We start from the raw sequence: 17,025 nt of genomic DNA, 5'->3' as shown, positions 1-17,025 counted from the left end.
GATGACCTGTATCGCGGGCGGGCTCTTTTCAGGGGCGAGCCTTGCGGCGATCGACGTGATGCCGAAAGAGGTCAGACTCGACAAGAGCGTGACGACCGTACGGATCGTCAATAACGGCGTGCGTCCCGAGTATGTGAGTGTTTCGTTGTCACGCCTCGTTAACCCCGGCGTACCGCTGGCCGACGAAAAGATCGAGCCGGTTGGCGATGAAAACAAGCCGTCGCTGTACGCCTATCCGTTCAAACTGAGTCTCGCGCCCGGTCAAACCAAGAACATCGTCTTGAAGCCGCTGCATCCGGTCGAAACGGAGACTGTGTATCGGCTTGAGGTCAAGCCCGTGATCAAGGCATCCAGCGAAGAGGGACGGCAGGCCACGGGCAGCGTCGTCGTCAATGTGGGATTCAGTGCGCTGGTTCGCCAATTGCCGGTGAGCGGACGCGCAAAGCTGTCGGTTACGTGCGATGAGTCGGGCGCGCAGCTCACCGCCACGGGCACCGTTCGCTATCGCGTGGAGGGTGCGAAAGTGGATGGCCGAAAACTCGACGACTTCAATGTCTATCCGGGCGTGCCGCAGTCCTTGCCGGGCCATGTCGTCGAGATTCCGGAACATTCGGCTTGCAGGGCGGGTGTTTCGGGTTGAGGGTAGGGGGCGGTAGTGTCGGTATGCGAATCGAGCTGATTCGCGTACCGGTGTTTCCTCGGAATGGGAGGTATCCGGAATTTCGTGTGTGAGGCGGGTTAAGACTCAGATTCCGATGCGGAATCGCTCCGGGTAAAGCAACGCAAACTGCGTCATTGGGCTTTTCCAATCGTGCCGGGAGCCGGTCCACTTGGTAACGACGTTACGCAGCGCCAGCCAGATCAGCTCAGCTCAAGCGCGGTCCCGTCCGACAGGACGTGGCCGCGTGCCTCGATGATCCTCCGAAGCTGCAGATGCAATGACTCGATCGCGTTGGTCGCATAGATAGTCTTCCGGATGTCCGGCGCGAACGCGCAAAAGGGAATGACCTGTTCCGAGACCAGGTGCCAGAGCGCAGCGATCGGCGGGTACTTCGTGCCCCACGGGCCGGCGTCAAAGGCGTCCAGCGCGACGGCGGCTGCCTCGGCCGCTGGCGCCCCGGTGGACCTCCTTGAGCGCGGTGGCGGCCGCCTTGCGATCTTTCCTGCTCACGAAGTCCAGCGAATTCCGGATCAAATGCACGTTGCAGGTCTGAACCGTCGTTTCCGGGCACACGGAGTTGATCGCTTCCGGGAAGCCCTTCGTTTGGCCCGGTTTTTGGCCCGCTCCAACGGCGCGAATCGATGATGAATCGACGGCGGCTCGCGAGAAGTCGATTGGGTCTGTCGCTCGCAGCTTCGCGAGCAGCAACTCGTGCGGGCGATCCCATACACCCGCAGCCGGCCAATCGCGTAGTCGTCGCCAGCAAGTCAAGCCCGAGCCGCAGCCCATCTCGGCGGACAGGTCGCGCCAGCGCAGTCCCGTCTCGAGAACGAACAGGATGCCGGTCAGCACGGCGCGATTCGAAACAGGTAAGCGGCCCGGGTTCTTCTCGCGCCGCGGCTTGGGTGGCGGCAGTGACGGTGCGATCAACGTCCACGGTTCGTCGTCGATGATCGGCTTGCCCATCTCCTTGGTCGCGGTTGTTCCGATGCCTGAGGTCAACCGGTCGCCGCGAAAGCTAACAGATCCACGGGATCTTTTTGAAACCGTCTCTTATGACTCGAATGCTCGAAACAGGAGCTGTGCGTGCTTGGAAGCCACGCACGGTGCCGTACTACTGATAGCTCATCGTGAAAGTGGCAATGGCGTTGGCGGAGCCCGCCGCGAGTTTGCCGCCGGTCGTGACATAGCGCGCGGTGAGCGGAATGTCGACATTGCCATTGCCGGTCTCCGTGACGAACCATTGATTCTCGTTTCCGGCGTTGCTCGAATCGGGACCATATGAAACAGCGGTCGAGCCATTCTTGATCTGCACACCGACGCCCTTCGCGGTGGAGTTGCTGGTCAGGTTCAGCATGTTGCTTCGATTGCTGGAATCGGTCGCGTCCGTCAACGTCATGTACATCCGTGTCTTGGCGGCATTGGTGCCGCCGGAGCACGACAGGCCGATATTGAACGATCGCTCCGGTGCGTTTTCCACACTGGTCATGCTCACCCCGCCGAACGGGACGTTGATCGTCTTCGTCGTGACTGAGCAGGTCGGCACGGCAGGCTTGATTTCGATTGCGCCGCTGATCTTGTACAGCAAGTATGGGAATTGATCACCGGTGGTAGCCGAAGTGACCCACTGACGGGCAATTTCGCCGGTTATCTTGCCGCCGGCCGTGATGCGGCCAATCTTGACAAACTCGAACAGGACCGGGGATGTACTCAATCCCCAAGTCGTTTCGGTTCCGCCGGCCGAGGACGTATAGGTGTACGGCCACCATTCATCACGCCAGGCTCCGGCTGTATATTTCATCCTGACGCCGACACCGCTGACGTTTGTCGGCATGGTGTGATAAACCGGTTCACTTGCTACACCAGGTTGCCCCCAGGTGGTTGTCTGGTAGACGGTATTGCATCTGACTACCATGTTGGTTGTACCGAATTGAACCGTTTGTGACGCGAGAACCGTGCCGTTCGGCACCCCGGGATCGAAGCTCGAAGTGCTGAGCGAGGAAAGTGTGACCTCATAGGGCACCGTGGTGTTCGACGATGGGTTGCTTGAGGGGAAGATAGTGCACCGATCCAGTGCTGCCGCAGTGCCGGACATCATCATCCAAAATAAGCCGAATGCCAGACTGGTTGCAGATTTTTTCGAGTTCATGTTGCTTGCGCTTGTTCGAGAAAGGAATTGAAGGCGCGCTGATGTGACGGCGAACGCAAATGCCGATGTCAGCGCTACGTCGCTGCGCTAGCGCCCCTCCATGCGACAGCTCATCGCAACGCGTTCATAGGCGACCGGCTTGCTCCGCTCCGGCAATGCATAGTCGCCTTCGCACGTACCCTTGCTCCAGCGAATCGACAGGCGCCCCTTGTCCTGGACACCGAACACGAGCACACGCGAATCACTGTCGACCATGCCGAGCATCTTTTCGCCTTCGCCGTAAGCCGTTGCGCCGAACGGAACCTTGCGGCCATCTGTCGTCGTCACGTCGAACTGGATCCGGCGCCCGGTTTCCGCCACGAACCGCGCGGTCACGATTGCGCCTCGCGTGGGCACGACCGACTTCGAGTTGTCGGTCAGTTCGGTGTCGAAGCCAAGGCTTTCGGTATCGACGGTGAGCCAGTTGTAACGGTACGGTTGCACGTACGGCAGTACGGCGTAGCCGCGTCGATCGGTGCTGATGCTCGACGAAGACGAGAAGCGTGCGCCGCGCACGCCCGGCACCTCGGCGATCGCGAAGGTTTCGCCGACCGTCTGACCAAGCGTGACCCCGCCGCTGTGCGCGACGATCGACCCCGATGCGCTGACATCCAGGTGCTTGCCCTGACCGGATTGGCTGTAGTTCGTGTTCAACTGAGCCAGAGGCGTATTCCAGCCGAGGCCCACGCCGCCGGAGCTGCTGGAATTTTTCGCGTAACTTCCCTGAACGGAATAATTGAGCGTGCTCTGTTCGTCCAGGAAGCCGCTGATGCCGGTCTGGACGTTCACATTGCCGCTGGTCGACGCGACCGTGTTCGCGAACGCACGATGCGAGCGCGAGCCGCCGCCGAGTGGAATGCTGATCGATGCGCTGATCTGCGTGTCGGAGCGACCGAACGGCCCCGGATCCTGCGTACGTGCGATCGCTACACCGTAGCTGATGTTTTTCAGCGCGCCACTGTAGCCCAGCTGGATGTTTCGACTCGAGCCGCCGCGATTCCAGTAGCTCGTTTCACCGACGCTTGCATATACCGACCCGTTGCCGCCGAGCGATTGATTGATGTTCAGGTCGACGCGGCTCTTCTGCCGCTGTAGCCCGTAGCCGTCGATGCGGTCGAGATCGTCGACGTGCTGGCTGAACGTGCGATAGCCGTCGGTCGAATATCGATAACCGACCATCGTGAACGTCGTGTCGGTTGACGCCAGCGTCTTCGAATACAGGAAGCGGAAGCTCTGGCCGCTTGCCTTGCGCCCCGGTGCTTTCGACTGGCTGTGCGTGACGTCGAACGAAACGCCGCCAAGCGGCGAGTTGTAGCCGACGCCGAGTGCCACTGCCGCATAGCGCTGCGAGCCAATGAGGCCGCCGTAGCCCGTCAGGTTGTCGGACACGCCGTAGACCACCGAGCCTTGTACGAACTGCGGCCGCGATTGACCGAAGCCGCGATACTGGCCGGCCGAGAACGCATAGCGCATCGAGCCGCGGCGGATCATGACCGGCAGGTACGAGTACGACTGCCGGTAGGTGCGTACGCTGCCATCCGATTCGGTGATCCGGATTTCGAGGTCGCCGTTCGAGCCGCTCGGATAGATATCGCGCAATTCGAATGCGCCGGGCGTGACGGATGTCGAGTAAATGACGTAACCGTTCTGCCGGACCTCCACGACCGCGTTGCTCTGCGCGATGCCGCGCACGACCGGCGCGTAACCGACGTCGCTGTCCGGCAGCATCCCCGTATCGGAACTCACCTGGACGCCAAGGAAGCGCACGCTGTCGAAGATCTCGCCGGACGAATACACTTCACCCATCGCCAAGCGGCCCTTGATCGGCTGCAGATCCCGCTCGACATACGTGCGGTTGGTCGAGAACCGTGATGGCGCGCCGCGATTCCCCGTCAATGACGATTCGTTGCGGAGCCGCCATGCACCGATATTGAGGCCGCTGCGCAAACCGAGGTAGTAATAGTCGTTGCGGTAACCGGAGCTGGTGTCGTGGCTGAAGTTTGCCTGGTAGTTCGTGTAGGCGGCAGTCGCACCCTCGCTCCAGCTCGACGGATCGACATAACCGCGCGACTGGCCCGGCACGTATGCTTGCGGGACGCTCACGTTGAGCGTCAGCAGGCCGACGTCGAAATCCGACGATGCACCGTCGACGAGGGTGTCGAGGTTTACCTGTGCGTCGTCCGCAAGGTCGGACTCCAGCTTGCCTTCGCGTTCGAGGCGCTTCACGTCCACGCCGATCGACTTGAGCAGCCCATATGTGATGATTGGCTTGACGTCGCCTGATGCGTTGGCCGTAAAGACGACGGCACTGCGCTTCGCACGCCGCTGGTTCAGCGACACATCGACATCGTAGGTTCCCGGTGGAACCGCGCTGCCCTTTTCGAAGTACTTGAGCTCGACAGGCGCTTGCCCCTTCTTCAGGAACATGTCGTTGAACTCCGCCGCCGCGACGGCGGCTGGCAAGGCGATCCCGCCGAGCGCCATCAGGCAGTACGCTCCCTGGCAAGCCGCTGCGATTTTCCTTACGGTTGTGTTCATGCCTTGTTCGCGTGCGTTTCCTACCTGACGATGTGTCAGAAATGCGCGCCCTCTATTGAATTAGTAGAACTGAGTTGTGGCGTTGGATTATTCAAATGACCTGGTGCCGCCGCGTCGCTACTTCGAGATGGCCGTTTGGGTGCTGACAGTTGCGCCGTAATCGTTGATCGATTGGAATTCGACGTTCGCATCTGCTCCAATTGAGCGGCCGGAGAAATCGTTGATCGCGAGGCGTCGCGACGATTTGGGTGCAATCATTGCCGGGACCACCGTGTACGCATTCGCGCCGTTGTGGAGGCTTGCACGCACGATGGACACGTAATAGGACGAGTCGTTGACGACGTCCACACCCGATCTTCTGTCGTTACCGGCCCAGCGCCACTTCAACTGGCCGGCGGCCTCCTCGGGTTTGCCGGGAAGATCGGCGGGCCGATAGAAGAGCTTGATGCGTTGACGAACCGCTATCTGCAGCGAATTGTCTTCCTTCGGCTTTTGCGGAATCTCCTGCACGTTGAGCCAGAAGACCGATTCGCGATCGGTAGCAAGGCCCTGGCCCGAATAGAAGATGCGCAGCATTTGCTGCTTGTCACCGCCGAGGCGACTGAGGGACGGCGTGATCGCGAACGGAAGGTCGCCGCGTGCGTCGTCGGGTGCTTCCAGCCACGACTGGATCATTACGTCATCCTTCGCCGGATTCTTGACGAGTACAGACGCTTCCTTGCTTTTTGCCGTGTAGACAACCCGAGTGCTGGATAGCGAAATGCCGGCTTCGGAAGGAACGGAAATGGACAGCAGAGAGCCGGCCGCGACCAGCCCGGCAATGAGCTTTTTTTTCATGTCGGAATCTGAATCCGGGCGAGGTGGCGGGATGGCTTGAGCCGCCATCCCGCCGCCGGGTTGGAACGAATTACTCGTACGTGAGCGTGAACGGCAGCGTGCCGTTTGCGGTACCGGCGTCGATCTTGTCGCCGTTCGCGACGTAGCCGGCGCGCATGTTCAGCGACGCGGTGTAGACCGGGGCCTCGGCGGTGCCGCCCTTGACCAACGGCGCGTCGAACGTCTCGTTGGCGGCGAGGTTCAGCAGCTTGTTGTCGGCGTCATAGATGCCGATGCCGACGCCGGTGGCCGTGCCCGTGGTCTTCAGCAGCTTGTTGTTTTTTGCGTCGCTGCCCGAGCCGGCCAGCGGGTCGAACTTCACCTTGACCGTGGTGAGGTCCGTTGCGGTGTTACCGCAATCGAGGTTGAGGTTGATCGCCGTGCCAGCCGCGATGCCGCTGCCTGCCGTGCCACCGATTGCGTCGGCGCTGACGGTACCGAGGTTGACCGCGACGTTCTGGTTGCCCTTTTCACCGGTGACTGTCGAGCCCGCGCCGCCCGTGATCGAGCAGGACGCGGCCGTGATCGAGCCGGTGAAGATGAGCGTGCCGTCGGCCGCCAAGGCCGAGCCGGCGGCGCACATGCTGGCGAATGCTGCCAGTGCGAGAATCTGCTTGTTGAATGCCACGATTTTCTCCATTCGGATTTTTTAGGATAACTCTAGGAAGAGTCCGAAAAAGTCTATCGGGCCATCAGGAATTGCCATATGGGACCAGTACTAAAGATATTTTATTTATTATCTGATTCGTACGATTTCATGCTTCTTTAATTGGTGAGGCCGAGTTCTGTCGCGGATGACTAAAGAGGATTGACGTGGTCGGTGTGTCTGGGCCGCGATCATTCGACGCATTGGGCGAAATAACGATCGTTTACGCAACGTGTCGAGATACGTACCACGTCGAGACGGGGGGGCATGGACATTCCTGGGGCAGGCTGCACTCGAGCCTGTCGGAGGCGGTGCGGTCACGAGGACTGACGGAGACGTCGATTCAGTACCGACACCATCGGTAGTTCGATCCGGATATGGCACACGTATCCGGACAGACAGACCATGCCGAGCGTTGTGCATGTCACCATGAAACCGGACCATGTCTGAAGATTCGAATGCAGCCCGACGATCTTTTCGGCAGCGCCAATGACATACGGATGGAGCAAATAGATCGAATAACTTGCCGCTCCGAGTGCGATGACAGTGCTGTTTCCGATCGACCATTTCCGCATGTCGAGCGCGACCAGGGAAACGATCAGCACACACGCTGGTACGCCCCACAGTGCGATGCGCGCGAACGCTTGTGGCGTACCGAAAAGCGCATGAGACAACGGAATCGCCGTGATGGCGACGCATGCCGCGAGCACCCACGCCGGCGCGGCGATGCGACGCACGAAACCGGTTTGCAGCACCCGGTACGCCACGACACCCAGGCCGAACTCCAGCACGAACGGTTGCCCCAGATGGTGGGCGACCGTACCCGGTGTGCCGTCGATGGCCGCCCACAGGCAAAACGACGCGAGCATCAGCGCGGCGAACGCCGTCGCGAAGCGTGCGCTGACGCACGCCAGACTTGCTGCGACTACCACGTAGAACAGCATTTCGTACTCGAGGGTCCACCCGTTCAGGTTGAGCGGCCCCCAATGACCGTTTTCCTTGACGTACGGTAAAAACAGGAGCGACTTGACCAGGTATTCGGGCGCAGCGGTCGTGCTGTTGAGCCAGTGCGGGCGCAGCATGGCGATAACGTATATGCCGAGCGTGGTTACCCAATAGAGCGGCACGATCCGTACCAGGCGCTTGCGGAAGAACTCGCGGCGTTCGTTCGGTGCGACCCACGACATGATGAACCCGCTGATCACGAAGAAGACGTCGACGCCGGCCTGACCGAACGGCAGCACGTGCATGTGGTAGGCGACGACCGCGAGGGCCGCGAATGCGCGGGCAGCCTGAATATTGGGGAAGAACGCGCGGGGTGGCACGCCGTCGTCACGCATGTGTTCCTCCATACAGGGCTGCTTGTCGTGTCGCCGGGGAACGCCGCCGGCCTGCGGCGGCCCGGGATGGACTGATTGCGTCGGATGCCCGTCCCGTCTCGCGCGTCGAGCGCGACACTCCGGCGAACTGCATCGCGCACATCAACGACACGCTCGACAAATGACGCGTATAGCTGCCCAGATCGGGCTCGAACAGCATCGATACGGCTGCGTGCCCGATGACGAGCGCGGCGAGCACGTCGCGGCCGTCGCCGCCGTCGCCGCGCGAGCGGTGCCAAACGGCAGCCAGTGCGATCCAGACGAACGCCTGCATCGCGATTTCCTTCGGCCCGGGCGAAAACAGCACCGGCAGATTCAGGCGCAGCACCGCATACAGGTAGTCGACGCAGAACGCGATGAACGAAACCGGCTCGAGCGGGTTGCGAAAGCTGGTGCGCGCGCCGAACGGTGATTGGTAGGCGAGATAGTCCGACGCCATGTCGCGCGGATGCAGCAGCAGGTAATACGCGTCGTTCGGCAGCAGGAAGATCGCGAGCGGCACGGCGAGAATCAGCAGCATCCTGCGCGGCCACCCGCCGTGCCGGAACAGCAGCACACCGACCGCGACCACGAGGATCAGCGCGAAATAGCTGCGCACGATGGCCGCGTACGCGCCGTACAGCACGACCGCGGCCGCGATCGAGACGAGCGCGGTGCGACGCAGCACGATTCGCGCGAGCACGATGGCCATCAGCACGACGAGCGTGTCCTTGCTCGCGACGAACAGGTTGAAGAACACGCACGGTGCGAGCAGCACGATGCAGGCCGCCATCGATCCGACGCGCGTGCCCTGGCCGAGCACGCGCCAGATACAGAGTGCGCCGATCGACGCGACGAACAGGTGCGTGCCGGTCGTGCCGAGCGCGGCATAGACCTGCGCGACCGCGTCGAACGACGTGCCTTCGTAGGTGCTGGCGCCGCCGATCTGGCTCTGGATCTTCTCCGCGTCGCGAAACACGAACTCGGGCAGGAACGCACCGGCTTTCGCATAGATGCCCCAGTAAGCGAGCACGGCCAGCGCGGCGATGGCGCGTATCAGGCCGCGGCTGAGCCGCGGGCCTGCGCAAAGCAGCTTATCCAGCATGACGCAGCTCCGTTGTTTGCGCGGCGAGTCGATGCCGGCGCGCGAGACGCACGACGCTCAGCGCGAGAGTTGCGGCGATCGCGACGCTCGTCGCCAGATGGGCGAACGCGGCGCCCACGATGCCTTCGCGCGCGATCAGTTGCGACGCGAGCGGCAGATACAGCAGCGCGATGGCCGTCAACGCGGCCAGCACGATGCGGCCTGCACGCACCGCGATGGCGGCGGTCCACAGCACGTCCGCCGCCGCGCGCAGCACGAACGACGCGAGCAGTACCGCGAGCAGCGCGGCGTGAGCGGCGTCCGCCGGTTGGTGCGCGAACGCGAACAGGTCGCGGTAAACGACCGCGATGGTGGCCGACGCGAGCAGCGTCACCGTCGCACTGGCCGCCACCGCGCGTCGGACTTGCCGGAGAAACGCGCCAGGCGTCTCGGCCAGCGTGCGCACGAAGCGCGGGCCGGCCGTCGCGACGACCGTGGCGAACGCGACCGTCTGCACGGCATTGGCGATCGACCACGCGAACACGTACTGGCCGAGCGCGTCGGCGCTCACCTGGCCGCCCGCGATGAAGCGTTCCGCATACTGCAGCGCCGCGAGGAGCACGCCGGCCGCGTAGAAGGGCAGCCCCTGCAGCCAGACCGGCAGCACGCCGCCCGGATCAGCCTCACACCCGGGAAACCGGATGCCGCGCAAGCGGCGCGCGAACGTGTCGATCCGGCGCAAGCAAGCGATCACGACGCATGCGTTGACCGCGACCCAGATCGCGAACACCGCTTCGATCGATTGCATCGCGCCGGAAAGCAGTCCGGCGCAAGCGATGCCGGCCCACGCGCCGGTGCGCACGAACAGCAGCAGCGAAGCGGCGCGCGGCTGGTGCAGCGAGAACAGCCATCCGTTTGCTTCGAACGCCGCATGCTCGGACAGCGCGACCAGCAGCACGCTCCAGGCAAGTGACGCTGACAGCCCGAATCGTGCGAGCAATGCAGCAGCGGGCGCGTTCAGCGTCGCCACGGCAAGCGCGACGGCGAGCAGTACGTAGAGCGCGCCATAGACGACGCACAGCCGGCGCGCGTGAGCGATCGCCGGCAGCGGGTTGGATTCGCTCAGGCGCCGGTTCAGTTCCGGACTGAAGCCGAGGCCCAGCATTTTCGACGCAATGACCGATGCGGCGACCGCCAGCCCGTACGCGGCGATCGCGTCGAAGCCGAGCGTGCGCGCGACGACGATCGCGAGCGCGAATTTCAGGCCGAGCGCCGAGAAGCGCAACAGAAGGCGTGTCAGCATCGTCCACCTTCGTTGGTGCCGCCTGCGGCGCGCAGCGCGTCGATCACGCGCCCGCGGGCCGCACGGATGCCGGCGAAGCCGGTTTGCGCGGCGTCCCAGAACGTGGCCGTCGCGCCGGGCGCGAAGATCGTATCGAAGACGTCGGCGGGATCGAAGTCCGCGCCGTTGGCGACCCAGTCGTCGAGCCGCATGTCCGAGTACGCGCCGAAGCCTTTGCGCTCGTAGCTGACGTGGAACGCCGGTACGCCGTGCAGGATCGATTCGAGCGCGCCGTGCAGCCGCACCGACACCGTGACATCGGGCCGGTCGTGCTCGAGCAATGCCCTGAGCGGCACCGGCGTTTCGCGGATGCCGAGGCTGCGGTAGTACGCGAGATCGTCGTTGCCGCGGCCGGTGCTTTGTAGCGCGAAGCTGATCCGGCACAACGCGTTCGCCTGTTTGACGAGCCGCCGGATCGACGCGTCGTAGCGTGCGCGCTGCGCGGCGGACCACGCAGGCGCGCGGCGCAGTACGAATGCGATGTGCCGCACATCGTGATTCGCGCGCGTCGCGCGCTGCAGGATCGCATCGCTGCGATGCTCGAAATCGAGCACGGCGAGATCGGGTGCGCGACGCGTGTTCGGATTCCCGGCAAGGAAGGCCGCGGAACGGTCGTCGCGAACGAACACCGTATCGAAGCCGGCGAGCAGCGAGCGCTGGTGCGCGCCGACCGGATGGGCCGACAGTACGGGCCCGATGCTTTGCGGCAGATACACGGCCGGCTTGCCCGATGCGTGCGCTGCACGCATCTGCAGCAGGTGCCCGGCTTCGAGCTTGAGTGCCTCGACGGGATTGCGCGCGCGCAGGTAGCCGCCGCCGACGCCGACGATCAGGTCGGCCCGGTCGAGCAGTTCGACGGTCGGGCGCAGCCGGCCATTCGCGCGCACGGGCAGCGCGGCGCAGGCGGCCGCTGTGAGCCGGCGCCAGCCGCGATCGGCGAGCACCGGGGCCGGGCGCACGTCGTCGTGGCCGGGAAACGACGCGGGATCGGCGGCGACGACCGACACGCGCGTCGCATCGCCGAACGCCTCGCGCAGCAGCGAGACGGACAGGTCGACCAGCAGGCCGTCGCCGGTGTTGCAGGCGCTGTACGCGTGCAGCAGCGCGACATGGGGGGATGCAGTCATGCGGGGTGTCCTTGTACGAGTGCGCGATACAGGTCGTGCGTGTGCCGCACCATCGTCGCGGCGGAGAAGTGGTCGAGCGTCGCCGCGCAGTGTTCGCGCATGGCGTCGCGTCGCGCCGTGTCGCGGGCAAGCGCGACGACGGTGCGGGCGAATTGCGTCGTGTCGTCGTCGTTCGGCACGACTTCGCCGATGGCGTGCCCTTCGACGAGTTCCGTCACGCCCGCGACGCGCGACGCGACGATCGGCACCTGCGCAGCCATCGCTTCGAGGCACACGTACGGAAATCCTTCGTAGCGGCTCGGCAGCGCGAACAGGTCGAATGCGGAGAAGTAGCGGCTGGCGCGACCGACCGGGCCGACGACGTGAAGATTGGGCGGCACGTCGTCGGCCTCGGGGCCGGCTGCGGCCGCAAAGTCGCCGGGGCCGATCGCGACGAAGCGCACGTCGAGGCCGCACTGGCGATAGACGCCGCGCGCGATCCGCACGAGCCGGTCGACGCCTTTCTGGTGGCTGAGGCGCCCGACGAAGCCGACGACGATCGCGTCGTCCGGCAGGCCCAGTGCCTGCCGCGCGGTGCGGCGCGGTAGTGTCGCGGACGCCGCGACGCCGTTGCAGATCGTCGCGATGCGATCTGCGGGGATGCCGAGCGCGTCGTGCAGATGATGCGCTTCGTCGCGCGAGACGGCGACGATCCAGTGCGAGCGGAAGTGGCCGAGCAACGCTTCGATCGTGCCGTACACGCGGCGTTGCAGGCCGCTCAGGGTCGGGTTGAGCGTGTAGATCGCGTGCGGCGTGTACACGTGCCGCCACGGGCCGATGCACAGCCGTGCGACTGCGCCGGCCTTCGAACTGTGGCTGTGCACGATATCGGGGCGAATTCGCAGCAGGCATCGGTACACGTGCGCGACGGCCCATGCGTCGCGCCAGCCGATGGCGCGATGCATGGGGACATGGTGCACGCTCGCGCACAGCGACAGCACGCGCGCATCGAGGATCGTGCCGTCGAAGCGCGGCCCGCGCGGGACGATCAGGTGAAGTTCGACGTCGCCGGTTTTGCTCAGTCCGTCGATCAGGTCGGCAAGATGGACGGCCACGCCGCCGCCCGCCGCCTCGACGACGAGCGCCACACGAAGCGGCCGAATGCGGGGCGCGCGCGACGGGACGGGCGTGCCGGCGGATGGCAATGCGGGCCGGCGCGTTGCGTCACCGGCGGCTCGGCGTTCGAGGTGTCGGATATCGTTCATCGCGATGCTCCTCGCCGAAAGCGCGCGACGAGCGAGCGCAGCGACTGTCCGATCGACGACGTGACGCCGCGACGCGGTGGCGTGTAGCAATACTCGGTGTAGCGATACGCGCCGTAGCGCGAGCCGTAGCGGCCCGAGCGCGGATCGACGCCGTTGAGCAGCACGCCGCTCGCATCGACGCCGTTGTGCGCGAGACGCCGGATCGCTTCGCCGAGTTCGGCCACACGCGTCGACGCCGCGCGGGCCGCGAGCAGCACGGTGCCTGCGTGGCGGCCGAGCACGACGGCGTCGGTGACGGCGAGGATCGGCGCGGCGTCGATCACGACGCGGTCATAGCGGGCCGACAGCGTGTCGAGCAGCGCGCCGACACGCTCGTCGACGAGCAGCTCCGACGGGTGTTCGGGGATGGTGCCGGTCGAAATGAAGTCGAGGTTGGGGATCACGTCGCGGCGGATCGCGGCGTCCGGCGTCGCGGTGCCGGACAGCAGGTCGGCAAGGCCCGGCTCGCGCCCGACGCCGAGCACGTCGTGCAGGTAGCCGCGGCGCAGGTCGCCGTCGACGAGCAACACGCGCTCGCCGTTGGCGGCCAGCAGCGCCGCGAAGTTCGACGCGACGAACGACTTGCCGGCGCCGGGCACGGGGCCCGTCAGCAGCAGCACGTTGTTGCGCGCGCGTTGCATCGCGAAGCGCAGCGCGGTGCGCAGGCTGCGCAGGCTCTCGACTGCCGGGTCGTGTGGCTGGAGCACACTCAGCAGGTGCGGCCCGGGCAGCCGTTGCGCGCTGCGCCGGGCGACCTGCCGCTGGCCGGACGATGCCGGAACGGTCGCATAGACGTCGATGCCGAGCGGCCGCTCGATCTCGTCGGCGCTGCGCACGCCGCCGAACAGATAGTCGCGCACGAACGCGAGCGCGACGCCGAGCGCGAAACCGAGCAGCGCGGCGGCCGCGATCACGACGGGCCGGTTCGGGCGCACCGGGTCTTCAGGCGCGATCGGCGTGTCGACGAGCCGCACGCTGCCGGTCTTGCCGGCCTTGACCAGTTCGAGCTGCTGCGCGTTGGCGAGCAGCGCCGTGTAGAGATCGGTGTCGACCTTCACGTCGAGCATCAGGCGCACGGCGTTCTGCTGCAGGTCGGGCAGGCGGCCGACCTGACGTTCGAACGACTGCTGTTCGCGTGCGAGCGTCGCAATCTGCGCATCGAGCGCGATCATGTCGGGATGGCCCGGCGCGAAGCGCGCACTCATCGCGTCGCGCTTCTGCTCCAGTTCGAGCCTGCGCGTTTTCGCGTCGGCCGATTGCTGGAGGATCAGCTTTGCTTCCTCGTCCAGGTCGATCGCGCCGTTCGCGTTGCGCATGTTGGTGTAGCGCTGTTCGGCGTCCTGCAACTGCTTCTTGAGCACCGGCAACTGCGCGTTGAGGAACGCGAGCGATTGCGCGGCGTCGGCGGACTTGCGCTCGATGTGCTGGCGCACGTAGTGGCTTGCGACGGCCTGCAACTGTGCCTGCACGCGCTGCGGGTCGGCGCCGCGCAGCGTCGCGACGATTACGCCCGACTGCTTGATCTTTTCCTGCACGTCGAGCCCGCGGCGCAGCGCGTCGATCGTGCCGGCACGCGATTCGCGCACGAGCGTGAAGCGGGTGCCTGGATGCGCGTCGATGCCGGCGATGTCGATCGAGATCGGGCCGTAGGCGGTCGGGATCGTCTCCAGGCGGCCGATCGCACCCGTGACCGGCGCGGGCAACGCGCCACCCGTCAGGCGGTAGCGTCCGCCGTCGAGCAGCACGAGTTCGAAACGCTCGCCCTCCAGCGGTTTCGGCACGTCGAAGCGTGCCGGCTCGGCGCTTTCGGTGCCCCATGCATAACCGCCGATGCCCAGCAGGCCGGGATGTGAAATCCCGGTGTTGAAGCGCGACACGAATTCGCCGACGACCGGGAAGCGCTTCGGCTGCACGACGATGTAGCTGCGCAGCTCGTCGACCGCACGCGTGACGACGAGCCGCGACGCGAGAATCTGCGCTTCGGCCGCGGCGCTCGACTTGATGTCGAACAGCGACGACACGTCGCCGAGCGCGCTCTTCGCGGCCGACGTGTCGCCGCTGTCCTCGACCTGCACCATGATGTCGGCCTGGTACTGGCGCGGCGCGAGGAACGCGTACAGCGTGCCGGCACCCATGCAGGCGGCGGTGACGGCGGCGATCAGCCAGCGTCGGGCAACGAGCACGTCGATCGCGCCCGCGAGATCGAGCTCGGCGTCACGGTCGTGCGCATGCTCGTGGGAAGGTGTGGATGTCATCGGTTCGAATCGGAAAGGGCAAGCGTGGGAGGGGCGGCCGGTGCGATGCGCGCGCACCATGCGTCGACGCCGCGTTCGATGAGCCGCAGGCTGTGCTCGAACGACGCGCGCGGGCCCAGATAGGGATCGGGGACGTCGAAGCCATGCGCGCGGCCGGTGGATGGATCTGGCATGCCGAGCAGGAACACGCGGCCGCGTATCGCCGGCAGGCGGTGTTCGAGCCAGTGTTGCTGGTCGGCGTCCATCGTCAGGATCAGGTCGGCGCGCATCGCAAGCCCGGGCGGCACGCGGCGCGCGCGGTGCGCGGCGATGTCGAGGCCGCGCTCGCGCATCAGGTCGACCGCATGCGGATCGGCCGGCTGGCCGTCACGCGGGCCGAGGCCGGCCGATTGCACGTCGACGCCCGGCAGCCGCGCGCGCAACAGCGCTTCGGCCATCGGGCTGCGGCAGACGTTGCCGATGCACACGACGAGCAGCGTGGAGATCGCGCTCATTTGACGGCGAGCGCCGCGGTGGCGCTGGTATTGACGCCCGGCAGCAGCAGGCTGAGCACGCGGCTGAAGCGCACGAGGCCATTGCCGTCGACATACACGATGTCCTTCGGCTGCAGCTCGAACTCGTTCGCGAGCACCATCGACACCGGTGAGCGCGCGTCGAGATGGAACACTTGCGGGCTGTCCGTGCCCGAGCCGCGGATCACGAACATCTGCGCCGCGTCGGCGGTGCCGGCGTTCACGCTGCCGGCCTGGGACAGCGCGTCGGACAGCGTCAGGCGACCGTCGCGCAGCGGCACCGCGAGCGACGGCTTGTTGACTTCGCCCATCACGTACACGCCGTAGTCGCTGCGGGCCGGCACGTGAAGAAGATCGCCGGCGGCGAGCACGACGTCGGCCGGATTGCGGCCGTTGCGCAGCATCCGGCTCAGGTCGAGCGGATAGGTCACGCCGTCGCGCACCAGCGTCATGCGGCTCTGGTCGGCGGCCGGACTGAGGCCACCCGAGCGGCCCAGCGCCTCGTACAGCGTCATCGGTACGTCGTTGACGGGCTGGGCGCCCGGCGTGCGAACCTCGCCGTCGATATAGACCTGCTGCGAACGGAACGACGCGACGCGCAACGTCACCTGCGGGCCGCGATACACGCGCGACAGCGCGGCGACGATCCGCGCTTGCGCGGCGTCGGCGGTCAACCCCGCGACGTGCACGGCGCCCGCGAACGGGAACGACAGGTTGCCTTTCGGATCGACGACGAAGCCGGATGCCGGGTCCGCCGCGCGCGGCGCGTTCTGCGGCGCGGGGCCTTGCGAAGCCGCGAGTTCGGGGTGGTCCCACACGGTGATCTGCAATACGTCGCCGGGGCCGATCCGGTACGGGCCGGGCGATGCGGCAAGCCGCTCGGCTTGCCCGGTTTGTCGGCTCGCCGATTGCACATCGAGTTCGCGAATCAGGCCGGCATCGATCGGCGTGATCCGGAACGCGGGGGCACCGCTGGCGGCGTGCGTGTCTGCTGCGTCGGACGGCGGGCTCATCCGCATGCCGGGCGCGAGAGCGCAAGCTGACAGCGTGACGCTCGCGGCCATGGCCAGCAGCATGCGCATGCAACGCGGATGGGCGGAGTCGGATCGCTCGGGTGTCGGGTTTGTCATCAGTTATCCTTATTGATAGGCGGCG

Annotated in this window: 13 protein-coding genes and 2 pseudogenes; 1 reads left to right on the top strand and 14 read right to left on the bottom strand. The window is 65.4% G+C overall.

The window, feature by feature from the left end; all coding sequences use genetic code 11:
- Position 1 precedes the first annotated feature (1 nt).
- On the top strand, positions 2-640 hold the full coding sequence (locus HWX87_RS19225) for a hypothetical protein (protein WP_244137709.1): 639 nt from the start codon (positions 2-4) through the stop codon (positions 638-640).
- Positions 641-745: 105 nt separating this feature from the next.
- On the opposite strand, the pseudogene HWX87_RS19220 reads toward HWX87_RS19225, so the two are convergent.
- From HWX87_RS19220 to HWX87_RS19155, 14 genes and pseudogenes are all read right to left on the bottom strand, one after another.
- Positions 746-1,261, bottom strand: a pseudogene (locus HWX87_RS19220) (transposase); the annotation flags it as partial.
- Positions 1,262-1,273: 12 nt separating this feature from the next.
- A pseudogene (locus tag HWX87_RS19215) lies at positions 1,274-1,627 on the bottom strand (transposase); the annotation flags it as partial.
- A 148-nt stretch (positions 1,628-1,775) separates the two neighbouring features.
- Positions 1,776-2,810 (bottom strand): fimbrial protein, encoded by a 1,035-nt coding sequence (locus HWX87_RS19210; RefSeq protein WP_176048594.1) that lies wholly within the window; start codon positions 2,808-2,810, stop codon positions 1,776-1,778.
- A gap of 87 nt (positions 2,811-2,897) precedes the next feature.
- Positions 2,898-5,387, bottom strand: a complete 2,490-nt coding sequence (locus tag HWX87_RS19205; protein ID WP_208456538.1) for a fimbria/pilus outer membrane usher protein — start codon at positions 5,385-5,387, stop codon at positions 2,898-2,900.
- Positions 5,388-5,504: 117 nt separating this feature from the next.
- On the bottom strand, positions 5,505-6,224 hold the full coding sequence (locus tag HWX87_RS19200) for a molecular chaperone (RefSeq protein ID WP_176048593.1): 720 nt from the start codon (positions 6,222-6,224) through the stop codon (positions 5,505-5,507).
- A gap of 70 nt (positions 6,225-6,294) precedes the next feature.
- Complete coding sequence (locus HWX87_RS19195) at positions 6,295-6,891, bottom strand: fimbrial protein (protein WP_244137708.1); 597 nt, start codon at positions 6,889-6,891, stop codon at positions 6,295-6,297.
- 335 nt (positions 6,892-7,226) lie between these two features.
- Positions 7,227-8,249: an acyltransferase gene (locus HWX87_RS19190; protein WP_176048591.1), complete on the bottom strand. Its 1,023-nt coding sequence runs from the start codon at positions 8,247-8,249 to the stop codon at positions 7,227-7,229.
- A complete protein-coding gene (locus HWX87_RS19185; protein WP_244137707.1) occupies positions 8,242-9,372 on the bottom strand; it encodes a hypothetical protein in 1,131 nt (376 codons plus the stop codon). The genes HWX87_RS19190 and HWX87_RS19185 overlap by 8 nt, the downstream gene beginning before the upstream one ends.
- Positions 9,362-10,654: a polysaccharide biosynthesis protein gene (locus tag HWX87_RS19180; RefSeq protein WP_176048590.1), complete on the bottom strand. Its 1,293-nt coding sequence runs from the start codon at positions 10,652-10,654 to the stop codon at positions 9,362-9,364. Before HWX87_RS19180 ends, HWX87_RS19185 begins: the two co-directional genes overlap by 11 nt.
- A complete protein-coding gene (locus HWX87_RS19175; protein ID WP_176048589.1) occupies positions 10,648-11,820 on the bottom strand; it encodes a polysaccharide pyruvyl transferase family protein in 1,173 nt (390 codons plus the stop codon). The genes HWX87_RS19180 and HWX87_RS19175 overlap by 7 nt, the downstream gene beginning before the upstream one ends.
- Entirely contained in the window at positions 11,817-13,064 is a 1,248-nt protein-coding gene (locus HWX87_RS19170; protein ID WP_176048588.1) for a glycosyltransferase family 4 protein, read from the bottom strand. Before HWX87_RS19170 ends, HWX87_RS19175 begins: the two co-directional genes overlap by 4 nt.
- On the bottom strand, positions 13,061-15,358 hold the full coding sequence (locus HWX87_RS19165) for a polysaccharide biosynthesis tyrosine autokinase (protein ID WP_176048587.1): 2,298 nt from the start codon (positions 15,356-15,358) through the stop codon (positions 13,061-13,063). Before HWX87_RS19165 ends, HWX87_RS19170 begins: the two co-directional genes overlap by 4 nt.
- Positions 15,355-15,852 carry a low molecular weight protein-tyrosine-phosphatase gene (locus HWX87_RS19160; RefSeq protein ID WP_176048586.1) on the bottom strand — a complete coding sequence of 166 codons (498 nt, stop codon included), beginning with the start codon at positions 15,850-15,852 and terminating at the stop codon, positions 15,355-15,357. The genes HWX87_RS19165 and HWX87_RS19160 overlap by 4 nt, the downstream gene beginning before the upstream one ends.
- Positions 15,849-17,000, bottom strand: coding sequence for a polysaccharide biosynthesis/export family protein (locus HWX87_RS19155; RefSeq protein ID WP_176048585.1), 1,152 nt, complete (start codon positions 16,998-17,000; stop codon positions 15,849-15,851). The genes HWX87_RS19160 and HWX87_RS19155 overlap by 4 nt, the downstream gene beginning before the upstream one ends.
- Between the last annotated feature and the right edge of the window lie 25 nt (positions 17,001-17,025).

It is taken from the genome of Burkholderia sp. BCC1644 (genome assembly GCF_902833225.1).
GTDB lineage: Bacteria > Pseudomonadota > Gammaproteobacteria > Burkholderiales > Burkholderiaceae > Burkholderia.
The sequence above is the reverse complement of the archived record's forward strand: the minus strand, read 5'-3'. Positions and strand labels throughout refer to the sequence as shown.

Bases quoted from the DNA above. Each gene is read 5' to 3' on its own strand.
- HWX87_RS19225 (WP_244137709.1), top strand. From the start codon at position 2: ATGACCTGTATCGCGGGCGGGCTCTTTTCAGGGGCGAGCCTTGCGGCG.
- HWX87_RS19210 (WP_176048594.1), bottom strand. From the start codon at position 2,810: ATGAACTCGAAAAAATCTGCAACCAGTCTGGCATTCGGCTTATTTTGG.
- HWX87_RS19205 (WP_208456538.1), bottom strand. From the start codon at position 5,387: ATGAACACAACCGTAAGGAAAATCGCAGCGGCTTGCCAGGGAGCGTAC.
- HWX87_RS19200 (WP_176048593.1), bottom strand. From the start codon at position 6,224: ATGAAAAAAAAGCTCATTGCCGGGCTGGTCGCGGCCGGCTCTCTGCTG.
- HWX87_RS19190 (WP_176048591.1), bottom strand. From the start codon at position 8,249: ATGCGTGACGACGGCGTGCCACCCCGCGCGTTCTTCCCCAATATTCAG.
- HWX87_RS19185 (WP_244137707.1), bottom strand. From the start codon at position 9,372: ATGCTGGATAAGCTGCTTTGCGCAGGCCCGCGGCTCAGCCGCGGCCTG.
- HWX87_RS19180 (WP_176048590.1), bottom strand. From the start codon at position 10,654: ATGCTGACACGCCTTCTGTTGCGCTTCTCGGCGCTCGGCCTGAAATTC.
- HWX87_RS19175 (WP_176048589.1), bottom strand. From the start codon at position 11,820: ATGACTGCATCCCCCCATGTCGCGCTGCTGCACGCGTACAGCGCCTGC.
- HWX87_RS19170 (WP_176048588.1), bottom strand. From the start codon at position 13,064: ATGAACGATATCCGACACCTCGAACGCCGAGCCGCCGGTGACGCAACG.
- HWX87_RS19165 (WP_176048587.1), bottom strand. From the start codon at position 15,358: ATGACATCCACACCTTCCCACGAGCATGCGCACGACCGTGACGCCGAG.
- HWX87_RS19160 (WP_176048586.1), bottom strand. From the start codon at position 15,852: ATGAGCGCGATCTCCACGCTGCTCGTCGTGTGCATCGGCAACGTCTGC.
- HWX87_RS19155 (WP_176048585.1), bottom strand. From the start codon at position 17,000: ATGACAAACCCGACACCCGAGCGATCCGACTCCGCCCATCCGCGTTGC.